17 protein-coding genes are annotated in these 21,755 nt (G+C 65.8%); 7 read left to right on the top strand and 10 right to left on the bottom strand.

Features of this window, described 5'->3' with window-relative positions:
- Positions 1 to 33 precede the first annotated feature (33 nt).
- The 7 genes from mycP1 to CCUG20998_RS27255 all read left to right on the top strand — a co-directional run bounded on the left by mycP1 (position 34) and on the right by CCUG20998_RS27255 (position 8,683).
- A complete protein-coding gene (gene mycP1, locus CCUG20998_RS27295) occupies positions 34 to 1,374 on the top strand; it encodes a type VII secretion system ESX-1 serine protease mycosin MycP1 (RefSeq protein WP_020731151.1) in 1,341 nt (446 codons plus the stop codon).
- On the top strand, positions 1,371 to 2,768 hold the full coding sequence (gene eccE / locus CCUG20998_RS27290; RefSeq protein WP_036456811.1) for a type VII secretion protein EccE: 1,398 nt from the start codon (positions 1,371 to 1,373) through the stop codon (positions 2,766 to 2,768). The genes mycP1 and eccE overlap by 4 nt, the downstream gene beginning before the upstream one ends.
- 99 nt (positions 2,769 to 2,867) lie before the next feature.
- Entirely contained in the window at positions 2,868 to 4,232 is a 1,365-nt protein-coding gene (gene espB, locus CCUG20998_RS27285; RefSeq protein WP_020731149.1) for an EspB family ESX-1 secretion system-associated protein, read from the top strand.
- A gap of 45 nt (positions 4,233 to 4,277) precedes the next feature.
- Entirely contained in the window at positions 4,278 to 4,616 is a 339-nt protein-coding gene (locus CCUG20998_RS27280; RefSeq protein WP_036456807.1) for a YbaB/EbfC family nucleoid-associated protein, read from the top strand.
- 257 nt (positions 4,617 to 4,873) lie between these two features.
- Entirely contained in the window at positions 4,874 to 5,020 is a 147-nt protein-coding gene (locus tag CCUG20998_RS28060; RefSeq protein WP_153234315.1) for a hypothetical protein, read from the top strand.
- Positions 5,021 to 5,023: 3 nt separating this feature from the next.
- A complete protein-coding gene (locus tag CCUG20998_RS28055) occupies positions 5,024 to 7,363 on the top strand; it encodes a secretion protein EspK (protein ID WP_050674659.1) in 2,340 nt (779 codons plus the stop codon).
- A gap of 660 nt (positions 7,364 to 8,023) precedes the next feature.
- Positions 8,024 to 8,683 (top strand): EspA/EspE family type VII secretion system effector, encoded by a 660-nt coding sequence (locus CCUG20998_RS27255; protein WP_231389800.1) that lies wholly within the window; start codon positions 8,024 to 8,026, stop codon positions 8,681 to 8,683.
- On the opposite strand, the gene CCUG20998_RS27250 is transcribed toward CCUG20998_RS27255, so the two are convergent.
- From CCUG20998_RS27250 to eccB, 10 genes are all read right to left on the bottom strand, one after another.
- On the bottom strand, positions 8,669 to 9,496 hold the full coding sequence (locus tag CCUG20998_RS27250) for a hypothetical protein (protein WP_020731144.1): 828 nt from the start codon (positions 9,494 to 9,496) through the stop codon (positions 8,669 to 8,671). The two genes, CCUG20998_RS27255 and CCUG20998_RS27250, sit on opposite strands and share 15 nt — an antisense overlap.
- Positions 9,497 to 9,622: 126 nt before the next feature.
- On the bottom strand, positions 9,623 to 11,158 hold the full coding sequence (eccD, locus tag CCUG20998_RS27245; protein WP_036456805.1) for a type VII secretion integral membrane protein EccD: 1,536 nt from the start codon (positions 11,156 to 11,158) through the stop codon (positions 9,623 to 9,625).
- Entirely contained in the window at positions 11,155 to 13,833 is a 2,679-nt protein-coding gene (locus CCUG20998_RS29400) for a MinD/ParA family ATP-binding protein (protein WP_020731142.1), read from the bottom strand. Before CCUG20998_RS29400 ends, eccD begins: the two co-directional genes overlap by 4 nt.
- A 115-nt stretch (positions 13,834 to 13,948) precedes the next feature.
- Positions 13,949 to 14,236, bottom strand: coding sequence for a WXG100 family type VII secretion target (locus CCUG20998_RS27235; RefSeq protein WP_020731141.1), 288 nt, complete (start codon positions 14,234 to 14,236; stop codon positions 13,949 to 13,951).
- Positions 14,237 to 14,272: 36 nt separating this feature from the next.
- Positions 14,273 to 14,575, bottom strand: coding sequence for a type VII secretion system ESX-1 WXG100 family target CFP-10 (gene esxB / locus CCUG20998_RS27230; protein WP_012392185.1), 303 nt, complete (start codon positions 14,573 to 14,575; stop codon positions 14,273 to 14,275).
- A gap of 91 nt (positions 14,576 to 14,666) precedes the next feature.
- Positions 14,667 to 15,770: a PPE family protein gene (locus tag CCUG20998_RS27225; protein ID WP_020731140.1), complete on the bottom strand. Its 1,104-nt coding sequence runs from the start codon at positions 15,768 to 15,770 to the stop codon at positions 14,667 to 14,669.
- Positions 15,771 to 15,814: 44 nt separating this feature from the next.
- Positions 15,815 to 16,111, bottom strand: a complete 297-nt coding sequence (locus CCUG20998_RS27220; protein WP_020731139.1) for a PE domain-containing protein — start codon at positions 16,109 to 16,111, stop codon at positions 15,815 to 15,817.
- A gap of 135 nt (positions 16,112 to 16,246) precedes the next feature.
- Positions 16,247 to 18,022 carry a type VII secretion protein EccCb gene (gene eccCb / locus CCUG20998_RS27215; RefSeq protein WP_020731138.1) on the bottom strand — a complete coding sequence of 592 codons (1,776 nt, stop codon included), beginning with the start codon at positions 18,020 to 18,022 and terminating at the stop codon, positions 16,247 to 16,249.
- Positions 18,023 to 18,071: 49 nt separating this feature from the next.
- Entirely contained in the window at positions 18,072 to 20,312 is a 2,241-nt protein-coding gene (gene eccCa, locus CCUG20998_RS27210) for a type VII secretion protein EccCa (RefSeq protein ID WP_020731137.1), read from the bottom strand.
- Positions 20,309 to 21,754, bottom strand: coding sequence for a type VII secretion protein EccB (gene eccB / locus CCUG20998_RS27205; protein ID WP_020731136.1), 1,446 nt, complete (start codon positions 21,752 to 21,754; stop codon positions 20,309 to 20,311). The genes eccCa and eccB overlap by 4 nt, the downstream gene beginning before the upstream one ends.
- Position 21,755: the final 1 nt, after the last annotated feature.

Here is a 21,755-nt window from a genome sequence, read left to right as displayed (position 1 = left end):
TTCACTGCGGCTAGAGAACGGAGTGATTCCGGGGTGCACCGGACCTTGCTGACGATGGTCGCGCTGGCGTTGCTGACCGCACCGCCGGCTTTGGCAATCGATCCTCCCTCGATTGATCCCGGCGCGGTACCGCCGGATGTAACCGGTCCCGACCAACCCACCGAGCAGAGAGTGCTCTGTACCAGCCCCACGACGCTGCCCGATTCCAGCTTTCACGATCCGCCGTGGAGTAACGCCTATATGGGTGTCGGAGAGGCCCACAAGTTTGCGACCGGGGCCGGCGTCACGGTGGCGGTGATCGATACCGGCGTGGATGCCTCACCACGGGTCCCGGCCGAGCCGGGCGGGGACTTCGTCGATCAGGCGGGCGACGGACTGTCGGACTGTGATGCGCACGGCACGCTCACGGCCTCGATTATCGGCGGGCGCCCCGCACCGACTGACGGTTTCGTCGGGGTTGCCCCCGACGTGCGACTGCTTTCGTTGCGCCAGACATCGGAGGCCTTCGAACCGGTTGGCTCCCAACCCAACCCCAATGATCCCAACGCGACGCCGGCGGCCGGGTCCATCCGCAGTCTTGCCCGTGCGGTGGTGCATGCGGCCAACCTCGGGGCGGGAGTGATCAACATCAGCGAGGCGGCGTGTTACAAGGTGAGCAGGCCGATCGACGAAATAAGTCTGGGCGCGGCCATCGACTATGCGGTCAACGCCAAGAACGCCGTGGTCGTGGTCGCCGCGGGTAACACCGGCGGCGACTGCTCGCAGAATCCGATGCCCGACGCGTCGACACCCAATGATCCCCGGGGCTGGAACAAGGTGCAGACCGTGGTCACACCGGCTTGGTATGCGCCCTTGGTGCTGACTGTCGGGGGCATCGGCCAGAACGGGGTACCGAGTTCGTTTTCCATGCACGGACCGTGGGTGGGGGTAGCGGCACCCGCGGAGAACATCATCGCGCTCGGTGATCACGGCGAACCGGTCAACGCCCTGCAAGGTCGAGAAGGACCCGTCCCGATCGCCGGCACCTCGTTTGCGGCGGCTTATGTCTCGGGTCTGGCCGCGCTGGTCCGGCAACGGTTTCCGGAACTGACGCCGGTGCAGGTGATGAACCGGATCACGGCCACCGCGAGACATCCCGGAGGCGGTATCGACAATCTCGTCGGCTCCGGGGTGGTCAATGCCGTCGCGGCGCTGACGTGGGACATCCCGCCGGGCCCGGCGTCGGTGCCCCCCAGCGTCAGACGACTACCGCCCCCACGCATCGAACCCGGCCCGGATCACCGCCCGATCACCATGGTGGCGGTGTCGCTACTGGGGCTGACGCTGGTGCTCGGATTGGGCACGTTGGCCGCCCGGGCGTTGAGGCGCCGATGAGGAACCCCTTCAGTTCAATACGGTTCCGGGTCAGCACCGGTCACACACTTGTCGTTGCGGTGCTGGCGCCGCCCTGCATCATGATGTTCCTGCACCTGCGCTACTGGTGGGTGGGCATCGCCCTGGTAGCGCTGGGCGTCATCGTGGCGACGGTGACTTTCGCCGGTCGTCGGGTCACCGGGTGGGTGGCTACCGTGTTCGCCTGGTTGCGTCGGCGTCGGCGACCGCCGGATGTCCCGTCCGAGCCGGTGGTTGGTGCCACCGTGAAGCCGGGGGATCACGTCGCGGTGCGTTGGCGACGCGACCGGTTGATTGCGGTGATCGAACTCAAACCCCGCCCGTTTACCCCGACGGTCATCGTCGACGGCAAGGCCCACACCGACGACGTGCTGGACACCCGGCTGCTCGAGGACCTGCTGTCGGTGCATTGCCCGGACCTGGAAGCAGATGTGGTCTCGGCGGGCTACCGCGTTGGCAACACTGCCTCCGAAGAGGTGGTGAGCCTTTACCAGCGGGTGATCGGCGCCGATCCGGCTCCCGCAAGCCGGCGGACCTGGATCATGCTGCGAGCCGACCCGGAACAAACCCGCAAGTCTGCGCAGCGCCGCGAGGCCGGCCTCGCCGGTTTGGCTCGGTATCTGGTGGCGTCGGCGACTCGCATCGCCGATGGCCTGGCCAGCAACGGCGTCGACGCGGTATGCGGGCGCAGCTTCGACGACTACGACCACGCCACCGACATCGGTTATGTGCGGGAGAAATGGTCGATGATCAAGGGCCACGACAGCTACACCGCCGCCTACACAGCACCCGGCGGCCCGGATTTGTGGTGGTCCGCACGAGCGGACCACACCATTACCAGGGTCCGGATCGCTCCCGGGATGCCGCCGCGGTCCACGGTGTTGCTGACCACAGTGGGAAAGCCCAAGACTCCCCGGGGCTTCTCGCGCCTGTTCGGCGGTCAGCGGCCGGCGTTGGAAGGGCAGACCCTGGTTGCCAATCACCACTGCCAACTGCCAATCGGATCAGCGGGCGTGTTAATCGGCGAGACCGTGAACCGCTGCCCGGTGTACATGCCGTTCGATGACGTGGATGCGACCGTCAACCTGGGGGACGCCCAGACCTTCACCCAGTTCGCGGTGCGTTCGGCGGCTGCGGGGGGCGTCGTCACCGTGGGACCACACTTCGAACAATTCGCCGGGCTTATCGGTGCCCATGTCGGTGCGGAGGCCAAGGTGGTGTGGCCGAACGCGACGACCTATCTGGGCGCACACCCCGGTATCGATCGGGTGATCCTGCGTCACAACTTGGTCGGCACCCCGCGACACCGCAAGTTGCCGATCCGGCGGGTCTCTCCACCTGAGGAAAGTCGCTTCCAGATGGCCCTGCCCAAGTAGGTCGAAGTGGGCTGGAAGAGGGCGGCGAAATTTTTTGGTGCAGCAAGCGGTCGTTTCAGCGACGATAATGGCATGGAGCACTAAGGAGGACGATCCGACATGAGCCAGCCGCAGACCGTCACGGTGGATCAGCAGGAAATCTTGAACAGGGCCAACGAGGTGGAGGCGCCGATGGCGACTCCGCCCACTGATGTGCCCCAGGCACCGTGCGGCCTCACGGCAGCCACCAACGCGGCCGAACAACTGGCGGTCTCCGCCGACAACGTCCGCCTATATCTGCAGGCAGGCGAGCGGGAGCGGCAACGTCTGGCGACGTCGCTGCGTAACGCCGCCGCGGCTTATGGCGAGGTCGAGGACGAGTCCGCAACCGCGCTCGATAACGACGGCAATGGCGAGGTCGAAGCCCAATCTGCGGGCGGCGCCGGCGCCGGCCAGACCGATTCACTGGAGGAAACCCCGAAGGTGGCGGCCGCGGGGGAATCAGACTTCACCGACCTCAAGACCGCGGCGACGAAGCTCGAATCCGGTGACCAGGGCACGTCGTTGGTCAACTTCGCCGACGGGTGGAACAACTTCAACCTGGCCCTGCAACGCGACATCAAGCGGTTCCGGATCTTCGAGAACTGGGAGGGTGACGCCGCTACCGCCTGCGAGGCCTCGATGGACCAGCAGAAGGAGTGGATACTCCACATGGCCAAGCTGAGTGCATCGCTGGCCAAGCAGGCCAATTTCATGGCGCAACTGCAGCTGTGGGCCAGGCGGGGGCACCCCACCCTGGCCGACATCGTCGAACTCGAGAGACTGGCGAAAGACCCGGACTATCAAGAGCAAGCCATCAAGCTCTACGCCGAGTATCAAGAGACCTCGGAGAAGGTGTTGAGCGAATACAACACCAAGGCTGATCTGGAGCCGGTGAATCCGCCGAAGCCTCCGGCGGCGATCAAGATCGACCCGCCGCCACCCGCGCAACCGCAGGGCCTGATCCCGGGCTTCTTGATGCCGCCCGGCGACGGTTCCACCGGGCTGGCCTCGGGAATGACGCCCCCGATGATTCCGCCCACCGGTGGAGCGGGCGGCACACCCGACGTCAACACCGCCGAGCTCACCTCGGCGGGTCGCGAGGCGGCGTCCAACCTGTCCAAGGGCCTCGGTGTCAAACCGATGTCTTTGGGCGGCGGCGGTGGTGGTCTCGGCGGGATGCCGATGGGTGATGCGGCCCTGGCCGGCGGCGAGTCCGTGCGACCGGCCGCGGCAGGGGACGTCGCCGGTGCCGGCCAGGGTGGTGGCGCCGCAGGTCGCGGAATGGCCGGAGGCGGCATGGGAATGCCGATGGGCGGCGCTGGCCAGGGCCAGGGCGGCGCCAAGTCCAAGGGCGCTCAACAAGACGAGGAAGCGCTCTACACCGAGGACCGCGAGTGGACCGAGGCCGTAATCGGTAACCGCCGCCGTCAGGACAACAAGTAGCCGTCAGGACAGTCGTCAGGACAGTAAGGAGTCAAGGTGACCAGCATGGAGATGGACCCCCAAGTCGCGCAGGTGTTGGCGTTGGCGGCACGGTTCCAGTCGGCCTTGGACGGAACGCTGAACCAAATGAATACCGGCAATTTCCGTGGCAAAGACGACACCGAGACGGTCGAGGTGACGATCAATGGGCACCAGTGGCTCACCGCTGTGCGCATCGACGACGGCCTGCTGAAGGAAGTTGGTGCGGAGGTCGTTAGTGCGCGGGTCAACCAGGCGTTGAAGAACGCCCAGGCCGCCGCATCCAAATACAACGACGCGGCGGGAGAAAAGCTGACCGCGGTGTTGTCCTCAATGTCTCAAACAATGAACAACGGGATGGTCTGATCCGTCCCTGCGCCGGGGTGGAAACAGTCCCCTCGGCGCGCCTGTCAGCGGCTGTTGGTTCGCGCTAGCGGACCATTGACGCCACCGCCGTGGTGCCTCGTGTCGCGGCGTCTGCGTCGTTCTGCGCGCGGCTCAACCCTGCGCGAAATCTCTCCGATACGGCGGTCTGCCGTGCTGTGGTGTTATTTCCGTCGGCCCGTCCCGATCCCCAAATTGGCGCATCTAGCTGGTCTTAACCTCGGTTAGGCTGGTTAACCATGACGTCCGGTACCACTGACCAGCTGACGCGGCCCGCAAGCCAGCGCAACGGCGGTGCGGTGTGCGCGCCGGTCCAACGATCCACTGCGGGTACCTACCTGACAGGTCTGGTCGCTGCGGCCTGGATGCTGCGGGGAGGAGAGTAGGCAATGGGTATTCCGAGGCCGACGGGGGAGTACGCCGGGCGGATGCTCGAGGCGGGTGGGTGGCCCGACGCTGACGAGGACATCCACTACGACCGGGCTCGCGAGTACAACCGGGTCCTGCACCTGTTTACCGATGTGATGGACGCCTGCCGGCACCAGCAGGTCGAGGTCTTCGACGGTGGTGTCTGGTCCGGTGGTGCCGCCAGTGCGGCCAACGGTGCGCTGGGCGGCAATCTCGAGCAAATGAGCACGCTGCAGGACTATCTCGCCACGGTTATTACCTGGCACCAGCATGTGGCTGGGTTGATCGCCGAGGCGAAGGCAAACATTGACAACAACGTGGACGGTGCTCATCGCGAAATACGGGTTCTGGAGGGCAACGCCGACCTTGACCCCGAGGAGCGCAAGGCGGCGATCGCATCCCTGATCCGCTCAGCTCACGAGGCCAACTCGGGTCTGGTGGCCGAAGCCGCTGAGCAGGTTCTGGCATCCAGAAACTGGAAGCCGCCGCACAATGCGCTCAAGGATCTGCTGCACCAGGTGACGCCTCCGGCCCCGGGCATTCCGTCGGTGACCGTGCCGACGCCAGGTCAGCCAGCCCCGAGGCCACCGGGACCGAAGCCGTTCGAACCCACGCCGGTCAACCCGCACAAGCCGGTTACCCCGGGCGGACCGGGCACGCCGGTGAACCCGAAGCCGGGTGCTCCGGTGGTTCCGACACCCGGCGGGCCAACGCACCCGGTTACCCCGGGGACCCCGGGTATCCCGGGTATCCCGGGGACCCCGGGTATCCCGGGTATCCCGGGTACTCCGATCACCCCAGGTACTCCGATCACCCCGGGCAAGCCGGTGACGCCGGTCACCCCGGGCAAGCCGAAGCCAGGGAAGCCCGACACCCCGGTCTTGCCGGTCGAGCCAACCCCTGCCCCAGCGCCGGCCCCAGCGCCGGCACCAGCGCCGGCCCCTGCGCCCGCCCCGGGACCTGCCCCAGCGCCGGCACCGCAGCCCGCGCCAGCTCCGGGGCCCGGTCCGCAGCCGGGGCCCACCGACCCGGGCGCGAGTCCGCAGCCCGCGCCATCGCAGCCGGGGTCGCCGTCCACGCCGGGGCAGCCGTCAACCGACCCGGCTCACGTGAAGCCGGCAGCGGCAACGGAGACGTCCACGGCACCGTCAACCCAGCCGTCGGGACCTTCGGGCCCTGCGCACGGCGACGACTCGTCGGGAGGGGCCGCGGCCGCACCTGCCGCCAGCGCGATGCCGGGCGGCGGTCGAGGAGTGTCCGCAGGATCAAGCTCGGGCCTGTCCTCGGCCGGAGCGAGTTCGAGCACAAGCCAGTCAGCGGCCTCGGGTGCCGGCTCGCGTGCCGCCTCGGGGCGCGCACCGGTGGAGTCGGGCGGCCGGGGCCCCAATACGGCCGCGCCGCGCCCGGCGGCGGCTCGCACCGCATCGCCGACCCGTCCGGCTCCGGAGCGACCCAAGCCGGACGGAAAAGAAAAGTCCGAAGCGCCCGATGCCGTTACGCCATCGCCGATGGTTCCGGTCTCGGCGGCGCGGGCCGCGCGCGATGCCATCGCTTCGGCGTCTCGTCGCAGTCAAAAGAAGGACCCCTTGCGGTTGGCGCGACGCATCGCGGCCGCGTTGAACGCGCCCGACACCTACAACAAGGGCGACTACGGGTTCTTCTGGATCACCGCGGTGACCACCGACGGCGACATCGTGGTGGCCAACAGTTATGGGCTGGCCTACATACCCGAGAATGTCGAGCTACCGCACAAGGTCTACATGGCCAGCGCTGACCATGCGATCCCGGCCGATGAGCAGGCCCGGTTCGCCACCTACCCGGTGTTGGCCGTGCAGGGTTGGGCGGCGTTTCACGACTTGAAGCTGCGCGCGGTGATCGGGACGGCCGAACAATTGGCCAACTCGGACGCGGGCGCGGCCAAGATCATCCTGGAAGCCGACGACATTCCGGAGAGCGGCAAGATGACCGGACGTCCGCGGCTCGAGGTGGTAGACCCCTCGGCGGCGGCCCAGCTGGCAGAGACCGAAGATCTGCGGCTGCTGGAGTTGCTGCCGCCGGCGCCGGCCGACGCCAATCCGCCAGACGACGAGCGGCACATGTTCTGGTTCGACCTGATGAAGCCGATGACGAGTAACGCCACCGGACGCGAGGTCGCGCACCTGCGTGCATTCCGCGCCTATGCCGAACATTGCCAGGAGATCGCGCTGCACCAGGCATACAGCGCGGCAGACGCTGAAGCCCAGCGGCCCGCGGTCGCCGACTGGCTGTACTGGCGTTATGTCGCCGGGCTGCTTGCCAACGCTTTGGCGGACGCGTCCTGAATTCGGAGTGATCCGATCCCCCGCCAGGACCGAGTGGAGACGACACCGCTGCGCGCGTGCCTGAACAAGGCCGCTGCCAGTGCGTTTTCGAAAGTAAGTTATAGTTGATTCCGAAATTCATACACGATTCTTCTGCCATCAATTTCAGAAGTTAGTTCTGATTTATATCAGAAGTTGATTCTGAAATATCCAGGCCTGAATTTCGTGTGAGATCCGGCGAATTCGGTGGCGATAATTGCTGGTGCCTTACGGGGCGGTTCGGCGCGGCAGAGCAGATGCGAACACCCGATGTTCGCTCTCGAGTGCGTCGGCGTGCGGACAGGCGTGCAGCCGACCTAGCAGCGTTTTCGACATGACGATGCGGGACAGCCGTGCTGGGCGGCACAACGATAGCTCGAAAGGAATCTTCGTCTCATGCACCCGGATGAAGCGGCGACCTATAACCGAATCTTTGAAGATTTGCTCGCCCACTTAGAGCCGGACGCAGGATTGTTTGAACCTGACGGATTCGAATCGGACGCATGGGAGACCCAATTTGACGGATTCGAATCGGACGTAGGGGAGATTGAGCGAGAAGCGGAAGCGGGGGCGGCCGATAATCCCCACGAGCTATGCCGAGGAACCGTTGTTTGCGCGTCGACCCTGACCATCCTTGGTGTCATGTGGGGATGGCTTGGAGATTCGCCACCCGAGCAGGGTGATCGCTTGGCGAGCAGTGGGTCGTTGTTCGACGACGTCGGCGCCCAGGTCGCCGCCCTTGATCCGGACGGCGGTTGGCGGGGCAATGCGGCGCAGGCCTATTGGGTTCAGAACCTCGCACAGTCGCGGCACGCCACGCTGATGGCCGACCTGGACCGGCTGACCGCCGGGCTGGTGTCCGCCCAAGCCGATGCCGTCAAGCAAGCCCGCGAGCGGCTGTCGGTACTGATCGCGGTAGTCCTGGGTGTGCTGGTGGTTTGTGCTGGCCTGGAACTAGGGGGGCCCGAGGGCCAGCTCCCGTCCTTCCACATTGCGGTCGCCGCATGCGGTGTTGTGCAGGTTGCCGCCGCCGCCACCCTGATCGGGTTGGCGAACAAGACCTCCTCGAACGCCAGCAGCCTGCGGGCGGCGACACAGCGAGCGACCGAAATGTTGGCGGCACGGTCGGCACGGTCGGCACGGTCGGACGCGATCCCCGGGTTGGCCGGTATGACGGCGCCCGATGTGGGCACGCTCCCATTTGGCGCCCGGCCGAGGTTGGATGTCGCCGGTGACACCGCGCGTATCCGCCGTACACCCGATCGGGGCGCGGCTTACGCCGAATTATCAGATCGGAGCTGAGACCGAACCCGTCGACGTCTCGCCACCGCCGGTGCTTTCGACGGGAGCGCTCACCAGTGTGGCGTGGCCGGCCGCGGCGCCTTCTGCACCGGCCGCTGCCGCGGCGTCTTCTTCGCCCTCTTTGGTCTCGTCAGCCAGCTCCGCGTCTTCGTCGGGTTTGGTGTCCGAGACGAGTTGTGCCGGCGCTGCGCCGCCCTGCGAGGACCCCTGTTGGGCCGACTGACTGATGGTCTGCGCGATCGGTGAGGCCTGCTGCGCCATCTGACCGGCCTGCGGGGCCAGTTGCACCAGCTGGGGAATTGTGGCGGCCACACGGGGCGAGAGGGCTTCCGCCTGAGCGCTGACCGCCTCGCCGATCTGTGTCGCCGCGGCCGCGGGTGCACCCAGCAGCCCGGTCGCGGGCGCGGCCAATGCTTGCGCCACGGGCGCGCCCAATAGCCCGGCGGCGGGCGCGGCCAACGACTGCACGGTCTGGCTCTGTGCCACAGCGTTTGCACCGCTTGCGCCCAGCGCTTGGCCGTCGCCGCCGAATTGGTACTGCGTCAGTGCATCGCCAAGGGCTTGGTCGGCTTTGGCGTAGATGTCCGCGGCAGTCGACATGCTGGAAGCGGTTCGTTTCAAGGCGGCGGTTACACCGGGCATCCCATCGGACACCAAGGACTCGATGCCAGGCATTGTGTCGTTGATTGCAGCCGAAACCGGATCCCCTCCAGTTGCTGCTATCGGCGCTGGTGGCGCCGGAAAAACCAGCTCGGCGAGCTTGCTTCCCGCAGCAATCAGACGGGCGGGATCGACGGCCAGAGGCTCAGCCATCGCAGAATCCCTCCTGTACGTAGTGGATTCAGCAAATTTTACCCGACCTGGAACAAGCCCGATTGCGCCAATTTCGGTGCGGGCCGATCCGCTACCACGACCGCCCGGACGTAGCCCGCCGGTGACTCAGAATCGGATATTGCGGACCAGGTCATAGACACCGGTAATCCAGAGCAGCAGCGGGGCGATTGATGCGATCATCGCGCCATCGAACAATTCCAGCGCCCGTTTCATGACCGGCGAAACGCGACGTACCTGGTTCATCGCCCCGACCGAGATGAGCGTAATGACGGCCGCGGCGAGGTAGATGGTCAACAACAGCCAGGCATAGTGCGGGTACCAAAGGCTCAGCTTCACGGCAAGCCCGGTCGGTATGGCGACGGTCGCCGCCAGCAGCGCCCATGCGCACCACGGATCCGCGTACAGCCGCGATCGGAACGAACAGATCACCGTGATCAGACCCGCCACAATCAGGCTGTGTATGAAGAAGTGCCCGTGTACCACCACGGCTATCGAACCCACCGCAAGAATCAGCGTTCCCGCGGTGACGTAGCCGACGAGCAGCTGCTTAGCCAATTTGCTGCGCTCAGTGAGCCGGGCTGCCGACGCCGGCGCGGAGGCGATGATGGCTTGCCAGGTTGGTGTCTCTTCGTTGGTCGCGTCTTGGGCCGTGATGGGATCGAGCAATTCCTCGTTGTCCACGGTCTCTCCGGGAACGGGGATGGGCGGTAGCGCGATCCGCGCGACGGCGACAGTGAGCTTGGCCGCGTTCGTCACGACGAACAACCCGAACGCAATCGCCCCGGCCGGCACCCATTCCTGATACCCGTATCCGAAGGCGACCGCCGCCGAAATGACCGCGATCGATGTAATCACGACAAACGCCGCGATGTCGTGACGCTTGTAAGGCCCGCCGCGCGTCATCAAGGTGACGAACAACACCGCCGTGGCGGCGGCGGCGAGCTGGGGCGCCCCCAGCGAATGGAACCCGCGTGGCAGCGGAACGGCAATCGCTGCCGCCGCGGCGATGACCCCGTACGACGTGACCAGCAAGCTCTCGGCGAGCCGCGAGTTTTGGTAAAACCGCTTTGCTACGAAGGAACTCGCCAAGGCGGCGAGCCCAATCAGGCCGATCACCAGCGGCCAGAACACGCTGCGCCCGGTTTGCCACCAGGCCCGCATGGCAACCGCCGTGATGGGCAGGGCGAAGACGGGGATCGCCACGGCGATGAAGCGTTCTAGAGCGGTGCGGTTGAACTCGGGCGACTCGTCGAGTACCGCGATCGCGTCGATAACGTCCTCGACGAGGGGCCGATACCGCTCCGTGCGACTGGCCAAGACCAAGGTCAGTAGCGATCCGTCGACAACGCCGGCCTCATCGAGGGACTGGTCGAGCTTCAGCGGCGGGAATCCGGGCCGAGCGAACGTCCAAACGCCCTGAGCTTCGAAGTCGAAGCCGGCCAGCACATCCGCGGGAGTGTCTTCGAGCAGATCGGCCAAGATCGCGACGGTTTCGTCGACATAGCTCTCCATGGGTGCCGCCGCGGGCAGCACCAGATCTGTCATCCGTCTGCCGGTAAGGACGGTGACCCGAGTGGTTGCCGGCTTGGGTGGGGTGGTTCCCGTGGCGGCGGAGGGGGCGGCAACTGCAGGTGCGCTCAACGACGTCCAGCCCTTTCAAAATCGTCGGACAGAGCCGCGGCCAGCTCGAGAACCCGTCGTCGGTAGACGGGGCCAAGCTGGTCGAGATGAATTTCGGTGCCGGCCGCGATGTGCCGGTCCCATGGCAAGACCACTACGCGCCCGGGTTGGAGCTGCTGTTCAAAGTCCCGGACCAACTGCTGTTCCGACACGTTGGTTTCGCCAACGGCGACATGGTTTATCGCTACGCATGCGCGGCTCGCCAAATCCTGGTAACCGTGTTTGCGCAACCAGTCCAGTGCGATTGCGGCTTGGCGCGCACTGTCGATGGAAACGTTAGTCAAGATCACGATCGCTGAGGCGGTATCGAGCACACCCAGTGTCACCGGATCGAATAGCCCTGCCCCGCAATCGGCCAGGACCAGGTTGTAGAACTTCGACACGGTATCGACGGCCGATCGCAAGTCTTCGCCGCTGAGCCCGCGTTGCGCGGAGGTGTATTCCGCGGTGGGGAGAATTTCGAGATTGGCGGCATTGACGCTGGTGTGTGCGCGGACATCGTTGTAGTGCGACAGCCGCGGATCCGCCAGCAGATCGGCAATCGATGATGGCGACGAACGTCCCGAACGTTCGGCGAGATTTCCGGCGCCCGGATCGGCGTCGAGCACCAGGATCCGATCCCCGCGCACGTGCGTCAGTGTGGTGCCAAGAGTGACCGTCGTGGTCGTCTTCCCGGCGCCGCCCTTGAGGCCCAAGATCGCGATCTGATACGAGCCGCGGGGCTTTCGACCGATCCGCGTGCGCAGGTCCAATTCATACTTCTCATCGGGAGAAAGGCCGAAGTTTATCCGCGTGACCGCGTGAACCCACCGCCGCCAACCCCGTTGTGGCACCGGCTTATTCGGCTTCCCTGGCTGCTTGGCCGGGGCGCCGGCGTCCGGCAGGGGCTCAGTAGCGGGTTGAGCCGGGGCGGCGGTGCGCGGCGGCTGAGCCCTGGTGGGGCCCGGCGGTTGTGCCCTGGTTGGTACCAGCGGAGATGGTGTCGAAGCGGCCGAAGTCCGGGATTCGGCGCGCCGCCTGGCCCTACGACCATCAGCGCGACCCGGCGCGGATTCGACGGGGGCCCCAGGGGCGGCGGGCATGGGTCCGGACGGCCGATCGAGCGTCGGTTGGCTCTGCTGCAGCCACGCGAAGGACGCGGTTGAGCTTTCGTCCGCCGCGGGTCCGTTTCGCCTCATCGGCTCGCGTGTCGGAAGCGGTCGTACCGCCGTGTCGAGGTCATCGGTTTCGGGCTCGGGCCGATAGCGATGCGTCCTTCGGGCATGCCGCGAGTGCCGAGGAGCCTCGGATTCAGCCTCTGGTGGCCCTGGAGGCTGAGGCGGGCCACCGATCCGGACCCGGCGCGGTGGCGGAGGTTCGGCCGATTCATGCCGGTTTGGCGTGGCGCCGCGTGCTGGGGGTGCGAACGCCGCTGGCCTCGGTGGGGGCGGCGGGTGTCCGCTGATGGGCTTCGGTTGCCCGGGCTGGTTCGGTGGCGCCGCTGGCGGTTGAGCGCGGCGACGCGGGGGGCCCGGTGGTAGCGGTGGCTCGGGCCGGGTGGGTGCCGGCCCGTTGACCGGCATGGGAGGCCGCGGTGATTTCGGTGGTGCCGCTGGGGCTTCGGCGGCCGCCGGTTTCGGTTCTTCTTCTATGTCCTGGTGTGGTTGCGGCGCGCCATGCTGTGGTTCCGGTGTGGGTGGGGGCCCGCCGATGGGCATGGGGGGACGCGGCGGTTTTGGTGCCGCTGGGGGTTCGGCGGTTGCGTGGGCCCGTTCCTCGCCGGCCTGCGGCGGTTGTGCAGCAGCGTCCGGCGGCTGCGGTGGCACTGCTGCGGCCGTCGGTTCCGGTGGAGCCGGCGGCAGTTCGGGCGGCTCCGGTGGCGGTCCGCTGACCGGCATGGGCGGTAGCGGTGATTTCGGTGGTGCCGCTGGGGCTTCGGCGGCCGCCGGTTTCGGTTCTTCTTCTATGTCCTGGTGTGGTTGCGGCGCGCCCTGTTGTGGTTCCGGTGCGGCCGGGGGTGTGGGTGGGGGCCCGCCGATGGGCATGGGGGGACGCGGCGGTTTTGGTGCCGCTGGGGGTTCGGCGGTTGCGTGGGCCTGTTCCTCGACGGCCTGCGGCGGTTGTGCAGCAGCCTCCGGCGGCTGCGGTGGCACTGCTGGCGCCGTCGGTTCCGGTGGAGCCGCAGGTAGCTCCGGAGATGCCGGTGGCGGCCCACCGATAGGCATCGGAGGCAGCGGCGACTTGCTGCCAGGCGGGGGCCCGCTAACGGGTATTGCCTCGTCCGGAGGTTCAGCCTCGGCTGTCGGCGCTTGCGGAGGTGCCTCCGGACGAGCCGGTGGCGGTTCCGGGGGTGCCGGTGGTAGCTCCGGGGGGGCCGGTGGTGGTTCTGGGGGTGTCGGCGCAGGCCCGCCGATGGGCATGGGGGGCAACGGCGACTTGGCGGGGCCAGCTGTCGGCTCTGCCGAGTCTGACGGCGACGCTTCTTCGGCCGGCGGAAATGCGCGCGGCCAGTCCTTAGGCGCCGACTTCCCGTCGCCGTTGGGTTTTACGGGCGGCGGATACGCGGTACCAGGATCAAAGAATGTTTGCCCAGTTTCATCATCTGGAGGTCCGGAACCCTCGGCGGGCCGAAATAGCTCGTCGTAGTCCGCCGGCATAGGAACCTCTCAGAAGTTCGCCAATAAAACGAAGCACGAGAAGGGGCGAGATTCCGAAAGGTTGAAACTCGCCCCGATCTCGTGCTTCGGTATTCTACGCGAACGAGAGGGGGGATTAAGCAAACATCCCCGTGACGTTGCCCTCGGTGGAGGACATTGCCTGACCGGCCTCGCTGATGGTGCGAGCCAGGTTCTGCAGCGAGTTGTTGAGCTCCTGCGCGGTGGAGTCCCACTTCTGCTGCACACCCCGGTAGGCCTCCGAACCGCTACCGCCCCAGGCTGCGGACAGCTTGGTCAGCGACTGCTTGCCCTCATCCAGAAGGGAATGAATGCTGGTGACATTTCCCTGAATTGCGCTGGATGCGGCCTCAATGCCGGCGAAATTCCACTGCTGTTCTGTCATGTCGTATTGCTCCGTTTCTTTGTCGTTTTAGGGGAATCAGAAGCCCATTTGCGAGGACAGCGCCTGCTGCTGCTCGTCGTCGGCCCGGGAGTACTGGACACCGGCCTGACGGATGTTCGTCGAAATCTCGTCGAGTTCGGCCTTCTGCTTGTTGGCGGCTTCCTGGAAACGGACCACCGCAGCCTGAGCGGCGGTACCAGCCGCACCGCGCCACTGGGCCTGCAGCGAACCGGCGGTCGACTCAACCTGGTCGATCTGGGTCTTCAGGTCACCGGAGATCCGCTCGAAATTACCTGCCTCCTGCGCGAGGGTAGCGGCATCGGTCTTCATCTCTGCCATGCTGGACTACTTTCTCTCTTTCTTTCCTCGCCAAATTGTTGGCAAGTCTTCCGGCCCGGGTGGCCGGGAAGTCTGTTCGTGTTGACGACGCTCACCAGTCGTCCTCGTCATCCCAGTCGTCTTCGTCGGCCTCGTCCCGCTCCTGGGTCAGCGTCGCCGGGGCGGCCATGCCTGGCCGCGACGAACCGCCAGCACCGGCGCCAGCTCCTGCCCCCATTCCGCCGGCGCCCACCGGGGCGGCGCCACTGCTTGCCGACGATCCGGCAGCCGCAGCCGGCTGCACTGACGGACCCATCGGCTTTTCGACGAGTTCGCTGATCAGTGGCGTGCGGGTTAGGGTCCCGCCGGCGCCGGGTAGCGATTCACCGCGCAGCAGGCCCGCGCCGGTGCTCGGGCCTGACCCACCCGCCAGCGGGTGATTGGACAGCGCGCCGGCCCCGAGCAGGCCCATCCGGAAGCCTTCTTCGTCCGCGCCGTTGCCCGAGCTGCCGGTGTTGCTGAACGCCGACGTCATCTGCTGCGCCGGTTGTGCCAGCTGCTGCATGGGGCCACTCGCCTCGGCGACCTGCGTGGCGGTCTGCTGAAGCTCACTGCTCGGTATGCCGGTGACCTGTGACGCCATGTCCAGCAGCGGAGTCGACGAAGTCGGCATGCTCTGTGCAGTGGCGGGATCGAGGATCGACGTCATCGGCTCGAGCTGTTCGAACAGCGTGTTGGCCGTCGTCTCGGCCTGGTAGACATCCATCGCCAGCGCCGCCTGGTTCCACATGCGGACGAAGTAATCCATCTCGTTGAAGGCGATGGGAACCGTGTTGATGCCGAAGAAGTTGGTCGCGTTGAGGATCACGTTGGTGATGTGGTTGGCAAAGATCTCGGGTAGCGAAGGCGTTGTGGCCATGGCCTGCATGTATGCGGCGGCCTGCGCACCGGCTTGTAGGCCGCGCGTCTTGGCCTGGGTCGAGGCGGTCTGCAACCAGGTCACCATCGGCAGGGCGGCCGCCAGGGCTTTCTCGCTGCCGCCTCCGGTCCACGCTTCGCCGAGCGAGTTCAAGCGCGCGGTCAATTCGACGGCCTGAGCGTCCAAGGCGGCTGCCAGAGCCTCCCATCCGGCGGCCGCGGCCAGCATCGGGGCCGGGCCCGCTCCGGCCATCAGGCGAGCGGTATTCAGCTCCGGTGGCATTGCGTGCCACAGCATGGTGATCACTCCTTCTTGTTGCGCCGTGTCTGGTGACTGATTTTCTACACGATGACGCTGGCTGCGCCGTCGCTGACTTCTGCAGGGTTAGGGGCGATACGGTGGGGCGATTCGCCGGCTCGGTGGATCTCCCACTGAGCCGCCGAGCTCGAAGCCAGCAACTGGGCGCCCTCGGCGGCGAAGGCTGCCGCCGCTTGCGTCGACACCTCGTCTGCTCCAGCTGGAACCACCCCGGTCACCGACGCCAACGCTGCCGCATCGGAGGTCACACCAATGCGAGCGTTGCCGCTCAATAGTGTGCCGATGTCGGCGATCGCCGCGCCGTGTGACTTTTGTTCCATTTGCCTGCTTCTTCTCCCTTATTTGCGCTTCGGACAAATCCTCATTTGGTTGTCGCCGAAACGGCCTGCCGGTGATCGCCTCCTGGGCTTGATTTCCATCAGCTCGGGTGATGCGTCGCTGGCAATGAAATAATCCTAACCGGGGCTTGGGGGTGCTGCGAACACTTCTTCTGGCGGCTCGATGTAAGGGGCCTGGATGACCTCTTTGCCATCGGGCGAGACCAGAAACGCCTGGCCGGGGGGGCGCCGCTTGACCTTGAACTCGCTGGAGGGGAATTCCTGCTTGTCGCCGGAAAGGAACATTGTTGGAGCGCCCGAACCGAATGCGGCACCGACGAACTTGTCCATGGTCGCCTTGTAGGCCTGGCTCATCTGGCAGGTCACAATGATGTGCAAGCCGATATCGGTCGCCGCCGGCAATAAGGGCGCAAGTGGCGCCATCGGGGGCATGCCCCCGGCAGCACCGACAATCATGTGCCAGTCGTCGACGAGCAGCACAACATCGAATCCGCTCCACCACGAACGCGAGCGCAGTTGAGACGTCGTGAGATCGGCTGGAGGCAGCCGATTCTTCAAGTTGGCGGCCAGGGCTTTGACGGCCTCGTCCAGCGTCGCGCTGTTGCGGTTGATGGCGCCGGCCGAGAGCAGGTGTGTGTCGGGCACCGCATCGAGGAGTCCAGAGCGATAGTCGGCGAGCATGAACCGCACCTGGTCGGGACTGTTTCGAGCGCAGATGGCGCGTGCGATCGCGTGGGCAATGGTGGTCTTGCCCGACTTGGCGGCACCGAAGATGAGCAGGTGCGGGTTGGAGTGCATATGGCTGTAGGCCACTTCCATGTCGGATTCGCGCAATCCGATCGGAATCTCCCAGCGGGTGCGGTAGTCGGATTCGGGCCCGGGAGGGTTGGGGTCCAGTTCGTGGAGGTGGATGCGTTCCGGCAGGGTTCGCACCGGAGGTGCCTGGTCCGTGTGCTGGGCTGCGATCTGCGCTACGCCCGCCGTAATCGCCTCCACCAGATTGTCGGCGCTGTGTACGCCGTCGAGCCGGGGCACCCCGATCATCAGGTGATGCTTTTCCATCGACACCGCCCGACCCGGGCGGTTCGCCGGGATCTCCCGGGTGATGCGGTCGATCTGGGTTTCGTTGACGTCGCCGAGCCGGAATTCGATCTTGGTGCCCAGGTAGTCGCGGACACGTGATTTCAACTCCGTCCAACGCGGTGTGGACAGGATCGTGTGCACACCAAAGGACAGTCCCTGTGCGGCCAGATCTTGGACCTGCCCTTCGAGGTCGGGAAACTCACTGACGAAGGCGGGCCATCCATCGATGATCAGGAATACATCGCCATAGGGGTCGGAGGCGACAGGCTGGTTGGGGTCGTCACGCAGCTGGCGATACATCGCGATCGAGCCGACCCGGTGTTCCTTGAAGGTGGCTTCCCGTTGTCGCATCACGGCCTGCATCTCCGCGACCACCCGGTGGACTTTGTCGGGTTCGGACCGGCCCGCGACTCCGCCCACGTGGGGCAGGTTCTCCAGATAGATCAGGCCGCCACCACCGAGGTCGATGCAATAGAACTGGACCTTGCGCGGCGAGTGCGTGGCGGCGGCCGACATGACCATCGTCTGCAGCAGTGTCGACTTGCCGGTCTGGGGTGCACCGCCAATACCGATGTTTCCGCCGGCGCCCGATACATCGACGCCCCAGACGTCCTGCAGGTGACGGCGTGGTTCGTCCATGATTCCCAGCGCGAAGCGAAGGGGTTGTCGCCGATCGCGGGCGATCAGCTCGTCGAGCGGGGTCGGATCAACCAGTGGTGGCAACCACATCTTGTAGGCGCGTGACTCGACGGTACTGAGCTGGTCAAGGATGACCTCACGCAACGTCCGTACTTCAGGTTCGGCAGTCATGAGCGCCGCTCCCTTTCGTTGCTTCGTGCTGCAGCACCGCCGGCGTGGATCATGGTGTCAGCGCTTCCTCGAGGACCGGAGCAGCGGTGAACTCACGGATCTGCAAGGCTCGCTTGGCGAATTGGGTGCTGGGTCCGCTGCCATCGCCGTTGGTTTCAGCGGTCGCCGGCGGAACGTATGGCCCACTGATATAGAGCGTGCTGAACTTGATGGGGTCCTCCATACCGACCCGGAGAAAGCCGACACCGCTTTCCTTGTTGGTGATGTACTGGGCTTCCGGCGTTCCGATCACCGCTTTGGATTCATGAGAGCTCGTGGTACGCAACGCGATGCGATACGTCAGGTTGGGTTCGAGCTTGTCGATGCGGACACCGCCGGTTTGTAGTGACTGGGTGGCCAGTAGCAGGTGCACCCGCAATGATCGCCCGACTCGGCAAATTCGGTCGAACAGGCCGATGAAATCCGGGTGACTCTGCAGTAGTTCGGCAAACTCGTCCACCACAACGAAAAGTGTCGGCAGCGGCGGAAGGTCGGCGCCGCGTTCGCGGTACTTCTCGTACTCGGCCACGCCGGACAGCGCGCCGGCCGCGCCGACCTTCATCCCCGCCTGACGCAGGATCGACTGGCGGCGGTCCAGTTCGCCGGTCAGCACCTCACCCATCCGGCTGACGAGTTCGGCTTCCTCGGCCATGTTGGTGATGACAGCCGCGGTGTGCGGGAGCTTCTCCATCCCAAGAAATGTCGAGCCACCCTTGAAGTCGGTGAGCAGCAGGTTCACCTGATCGGGGTGGGTCATCGCCACCAACGACAAGATCATGGTGCGCAGGAACTCGGACTTGCCTGAACCGGTGGTGCCGATGAGCATGCCGTGCGGCCCGCCGCCGAACTCCGCACCCTCCTTGATGTCCAGGTACATGACATTGCCGGTCTTGAGTTCGTGACCGAACGGAATCTTGAGCCGGTCTCGATCAGTGTCGGTGTACATCCGCCAACGGCCCGGGGTGATGTCCTCAACGCTCTTGGCGTTGACCAACTGATGGAATTCGGTCGCTACCTTCTTCTGGATGCGTTGGGTCTTGTCGAGGATGGTTCCGGTGATCGACCATCCGGCCAGCTTGCGGGCGAGGCGGGTGGCCTCCTGCGGCGTCATGCCGTCGGCGGCCGAGGTCACCAGCCGGAACTGCTGCCCAGGCAGCCGGTCGTCAGCGGTGCCGTTCTCGGCCACTCTGATGCGGTAGGCAGACCCGCGATGGTTGCCCAGCGTGATTACCGTTACCCCGGCCCTGCCGTCTGGCGGGAAGCCCGCCTTGCCGCCGGTCAGATCGAGGACCACGACGTAGGGACCGGTGGGGAGGGTGTCGGGCGCGTGGGGTCCCCGGGCGGCCAGGTCGGCGAGGCCGTCCGGGCGCGTGGAGATCATCCGGACCGGCCCGGCCCCGTCGGTTTCGGTCTGGTGCTGGACGTGTGGCAGCCATTTCAACCAGGACCAGTCGGGATCCTCGGGGTCCTCGGTGAGGACGCGGATCTGCAACAGGTCGGGCGGATGGAAGACCGCCAGGTGGCAGATCATCGCGGTCAGCAGTCGATCGGCTCCCGGTCGATCACCACCGATCGCGATCGTTGGGAAACTGCGCAGCTGCACGAGTTTCGGACAGTCGTGGATCAGCCCGTGGGTACGCAGGAACTTGACCACCCACATGTGGCTTACCGGCTCGAGATAGGGCTGGGGGGCCGCGGTGCTGGCCGCCAGCTCGCCGCCGACCGCCGGCTTCAATAGCCGGTCCACCGCCGGCTGGTCGCCGATCCCGATGCGGGCTGCCGCATAGAAGTCGCTGTTGGCCGGCCTTGACCACTGCCGCTGGGTGCCGACGATGGAGAGAAGATCGTCGGGATGGGGCGCGTGGTAGCCGAAGAACGAAACCTGGGAGGTGGCCGACGTCGTTACGCGGCCGCGCAGGCCGGCGAGATACCGCAAGTACTCCTTGCGGTCGGCATTGATCTCGGGCACCTTCTTGCTGCCGCCGCCGCTGCCCCCGGCGAGTGTGCCCACCATCATCACGATCATCATCAGGGGCATCATCAGCATGTATGGCGATAGCTGTCTGGTGCCGCCGGCCACCATGATCACGATCATGCCCAGCATCGCGCCGCCCATGACGTAGGGCAGGATTTTCTGCACGCCCGACGGCGGGATGTCGATGCCGAGATCCTCGGGTGGGGTGAGGCTGATCTCGCCCGGGGTGAGTCGGGGGCCACGGGTGATGGTTGGGGTGAATTTCTTTGTCGTCATTGAGGTGCTCCGGGTGTCCCAGCTGGAACTTTTCGGGGATTGGGGTCGGAGGGCAACGTTTCGTGCTCGAGCAGAGCGGCGTCTTTTGATAACACCGGACCGTCCACCAGGAGGCGAACGATCTCCCACGGTGCGGTCTTCGGCATGCCCAGGCCCAGCGCCTTGGCCGCGTCGGCGTCGGGCACCCCGTAGCGCACCCCTTCCGGGTCGATGTAGTACATCGATTCGCCGTATCGGGGATCGGGTGACTGCAACTGAATAAATTTCCCGCCGTCGATATAGACGGTTGACCTGCCCTGGATCTGTTTGAGGCCGGTCTTCATGGCCGAGGGCGGGATGGGCAAGTGGCGTCCGGTGAGAACCGTTGTGTTGGGGGCCTGGTCCCCAGCGCTACGTTCCCATTCCCAGCACAAGACTGGGTCGTCGGGCCGGGACATGAGGTTGAGGGTCTCGTCGGGCAGCGGTGATGCGTAAACCCGTTCGGGGATCCTGACGACCAGGCTGGGCACCACCGCGGGCGGCGCCACCAGCCCATGAGACTGAGTGGCGCGCAGTGCCGCGGCAGTGGTGCCATTTACCGCGGCGATGCCGTCGGTCAGCACTACGTAATATTGCGGTCCCTTGTCGGTGTGGATTTGAAACACCGATCCGATTACCAAATCTTCCGGAAGCCCGAGGGTGTTTGGCTCTCCGGCGGCGGGGATGGGTGGCAATTGCCAGGGGCCCCTGGCCGGAAGCGCATTAAACATTCCCTCGGAAATGGGGACCGTCTGGGCGGTGATGGGGATGCCCACCGCCGATGTGAGCGCACGATCGTTGAGGTCGATCGAGTGGCGTCCCTTTGAAGTGACGATCCAGGTCTGGCCGTGATAGTCCGCCAGCATCGCCTCGTTGGGCTCGATCGGATCGATCGCCGCATCGATCCGCAGCGGCATCACGAGCAGCGATGTCTCGACCGAGGCGGAAGCGGTACCCGCCCGGCTGACGGTGTCGCAAAGGGTCCAGGTTGAAGTAGTGTCCCCGGAAACCGGGGTGGCGTAGGGGGCGCCGGGGATTCCGATGGTTTGGCCCAAGGGCAACTGGCTCAATTCGGAGGACTTGACGGTGACGGGGGTGGCAGGGCTGCCCAACACGAGGCGCGCCGAGGTCAGGTTGTAGACAGGGTGCAACTGCCCGGACAGCAGTACATAGAGCTGGTTGGTCGCGCGGTCGGTCAGCAGGTTGCTGCCACCGAGTTTTCCAGCTGGTTTGAAGTAGGCCAGCAGGCCGGCACCGGCCAGGATCAACACGGCGACAACGATGCCCAGCGCTATCGAGCGGCTGTAGAACTGCAGCGGATCATCGAACATGCGGGTGTCGCGCCGCACGATGGCATGCTCGACTCGGCGAAGCAGGAAGCGCCAGCCGCTTACCTGAACCTTGGTGGTCAGGCGAAGCCCCATG

Origin of the sequence: Mycobacterium marinum (assembly GCF_003391395.1) — a bacterium.
GTDB classification, from domain to species: domain Bacteria; phylum Actinomycetota; class Actinomycetes; order Mycobacteriales; family Mycobacteriaceae; genus Mycobacterium; species Mycobacterium marinum.
This window is presented reverse-complemented; position numbering and strand designations above follow the sequence as displayed.

Coding starts and splice junctions, on each gene's coding strand:
- CCUG20998_RS27235 (WP_020731141.1), bottom strand. CDS start 14,236: ATGACAGAACAGCAGTGGAATTTCGCCGGCATTGAGGCCGCATCCAGC.
- CCUG20998_RS27280 (WP_036456807.1), top strand. CDS start 4,278: ATGGAGATGGACCCCCAAGTCGCGCAGGTGTTGGCGTTGGCGGCACGG.
- CCUG20998_RS29400 (WP_020731142.1), bottom strand. CDS start 13,833: ATGCCGGCGGACTACGACGAGCTATTTCGGCCCGCCGAGGGTTCCGGA.
- eccB (WP_020731136.1), bottom strand. CDS start 21,754: ATGGGGCTTCGCCTGACCACCAAGGTTCAGGTAAGCGGCTGGCGCTTC.
- eccCa (WP_020731137.1), bottom strand. CDS start 20,312: ATGACGACAAAGAAATTCACCCCAACCATCACCCGTGGCCCCCGACTC.
- CCUG20998_RS27220 (WP_020731139.1), bottom strand. CDS start 16,111: ATGGAACAAAAGTCACACGGCGCGGCGATCGCCGACATCGGCACACTA.
- espB (WP_020731149.1), top strand. CDS start 2,868: ATGAGCCAGCCGCAGACCGTCACGGTGGATCAGCAGGAAATCTTGAAC.
- CCUG20998_RS28055 (WP_050674659.1), top strand. CDS start 5,024: ATGGGTATTCCGAGGCCGACGGGGGAGTACGCCGGGCGGATGCTCGAG.
- CCUG20998_RS28060 (WP_153234315.1), top strand. CDS start 4,874: ATGACGTCCGGTACCACTGACCAGCTGACGCGGCCCGCAAGCCAGCGC.
- CCUG20998_RS27255 (WP_231389800.1), top strand. CDS start 8,024: ATGTGGGGATGGCTTGGAGATTCGCCACCCGAGCAGGGTGATCGCTTG.
- CCUG20998_RS27250 (WP_020731144.1), bottom strand. CDS start 9,496: ATGGCTGAGCCTCTGGCCGTCGATCCCGCCCGTCTGATTGCTGCGGGA.
- esxB (WP_012392185.1), bottom strand. CDS start 14,575: ATGGCAGAGATGAAGACCGATGCCGCTACCCTCGCGCAGGAGGCAGGT.
- CCUG20998_RS27225 (WP_020731140.1), bottom strand. CDS start 15,770: ATGCTGTGGCACGCAATGCCACCGGAGCTGAATACCGCTCGCCTGATG.
- eccCb (WP_020731138.1), bottom strand. CDS start 18,022: ATGACTGCCGAACCTGAAGTACGGACGTTGCGTGAGGTCATCCTTGAC.
- eccE (WP_036456811.1), top strand. CDS start 1,371: ATGAGGAACCCCTTCAGTTCAATACGGTTCCGGGTCAGCACCGGTCAC.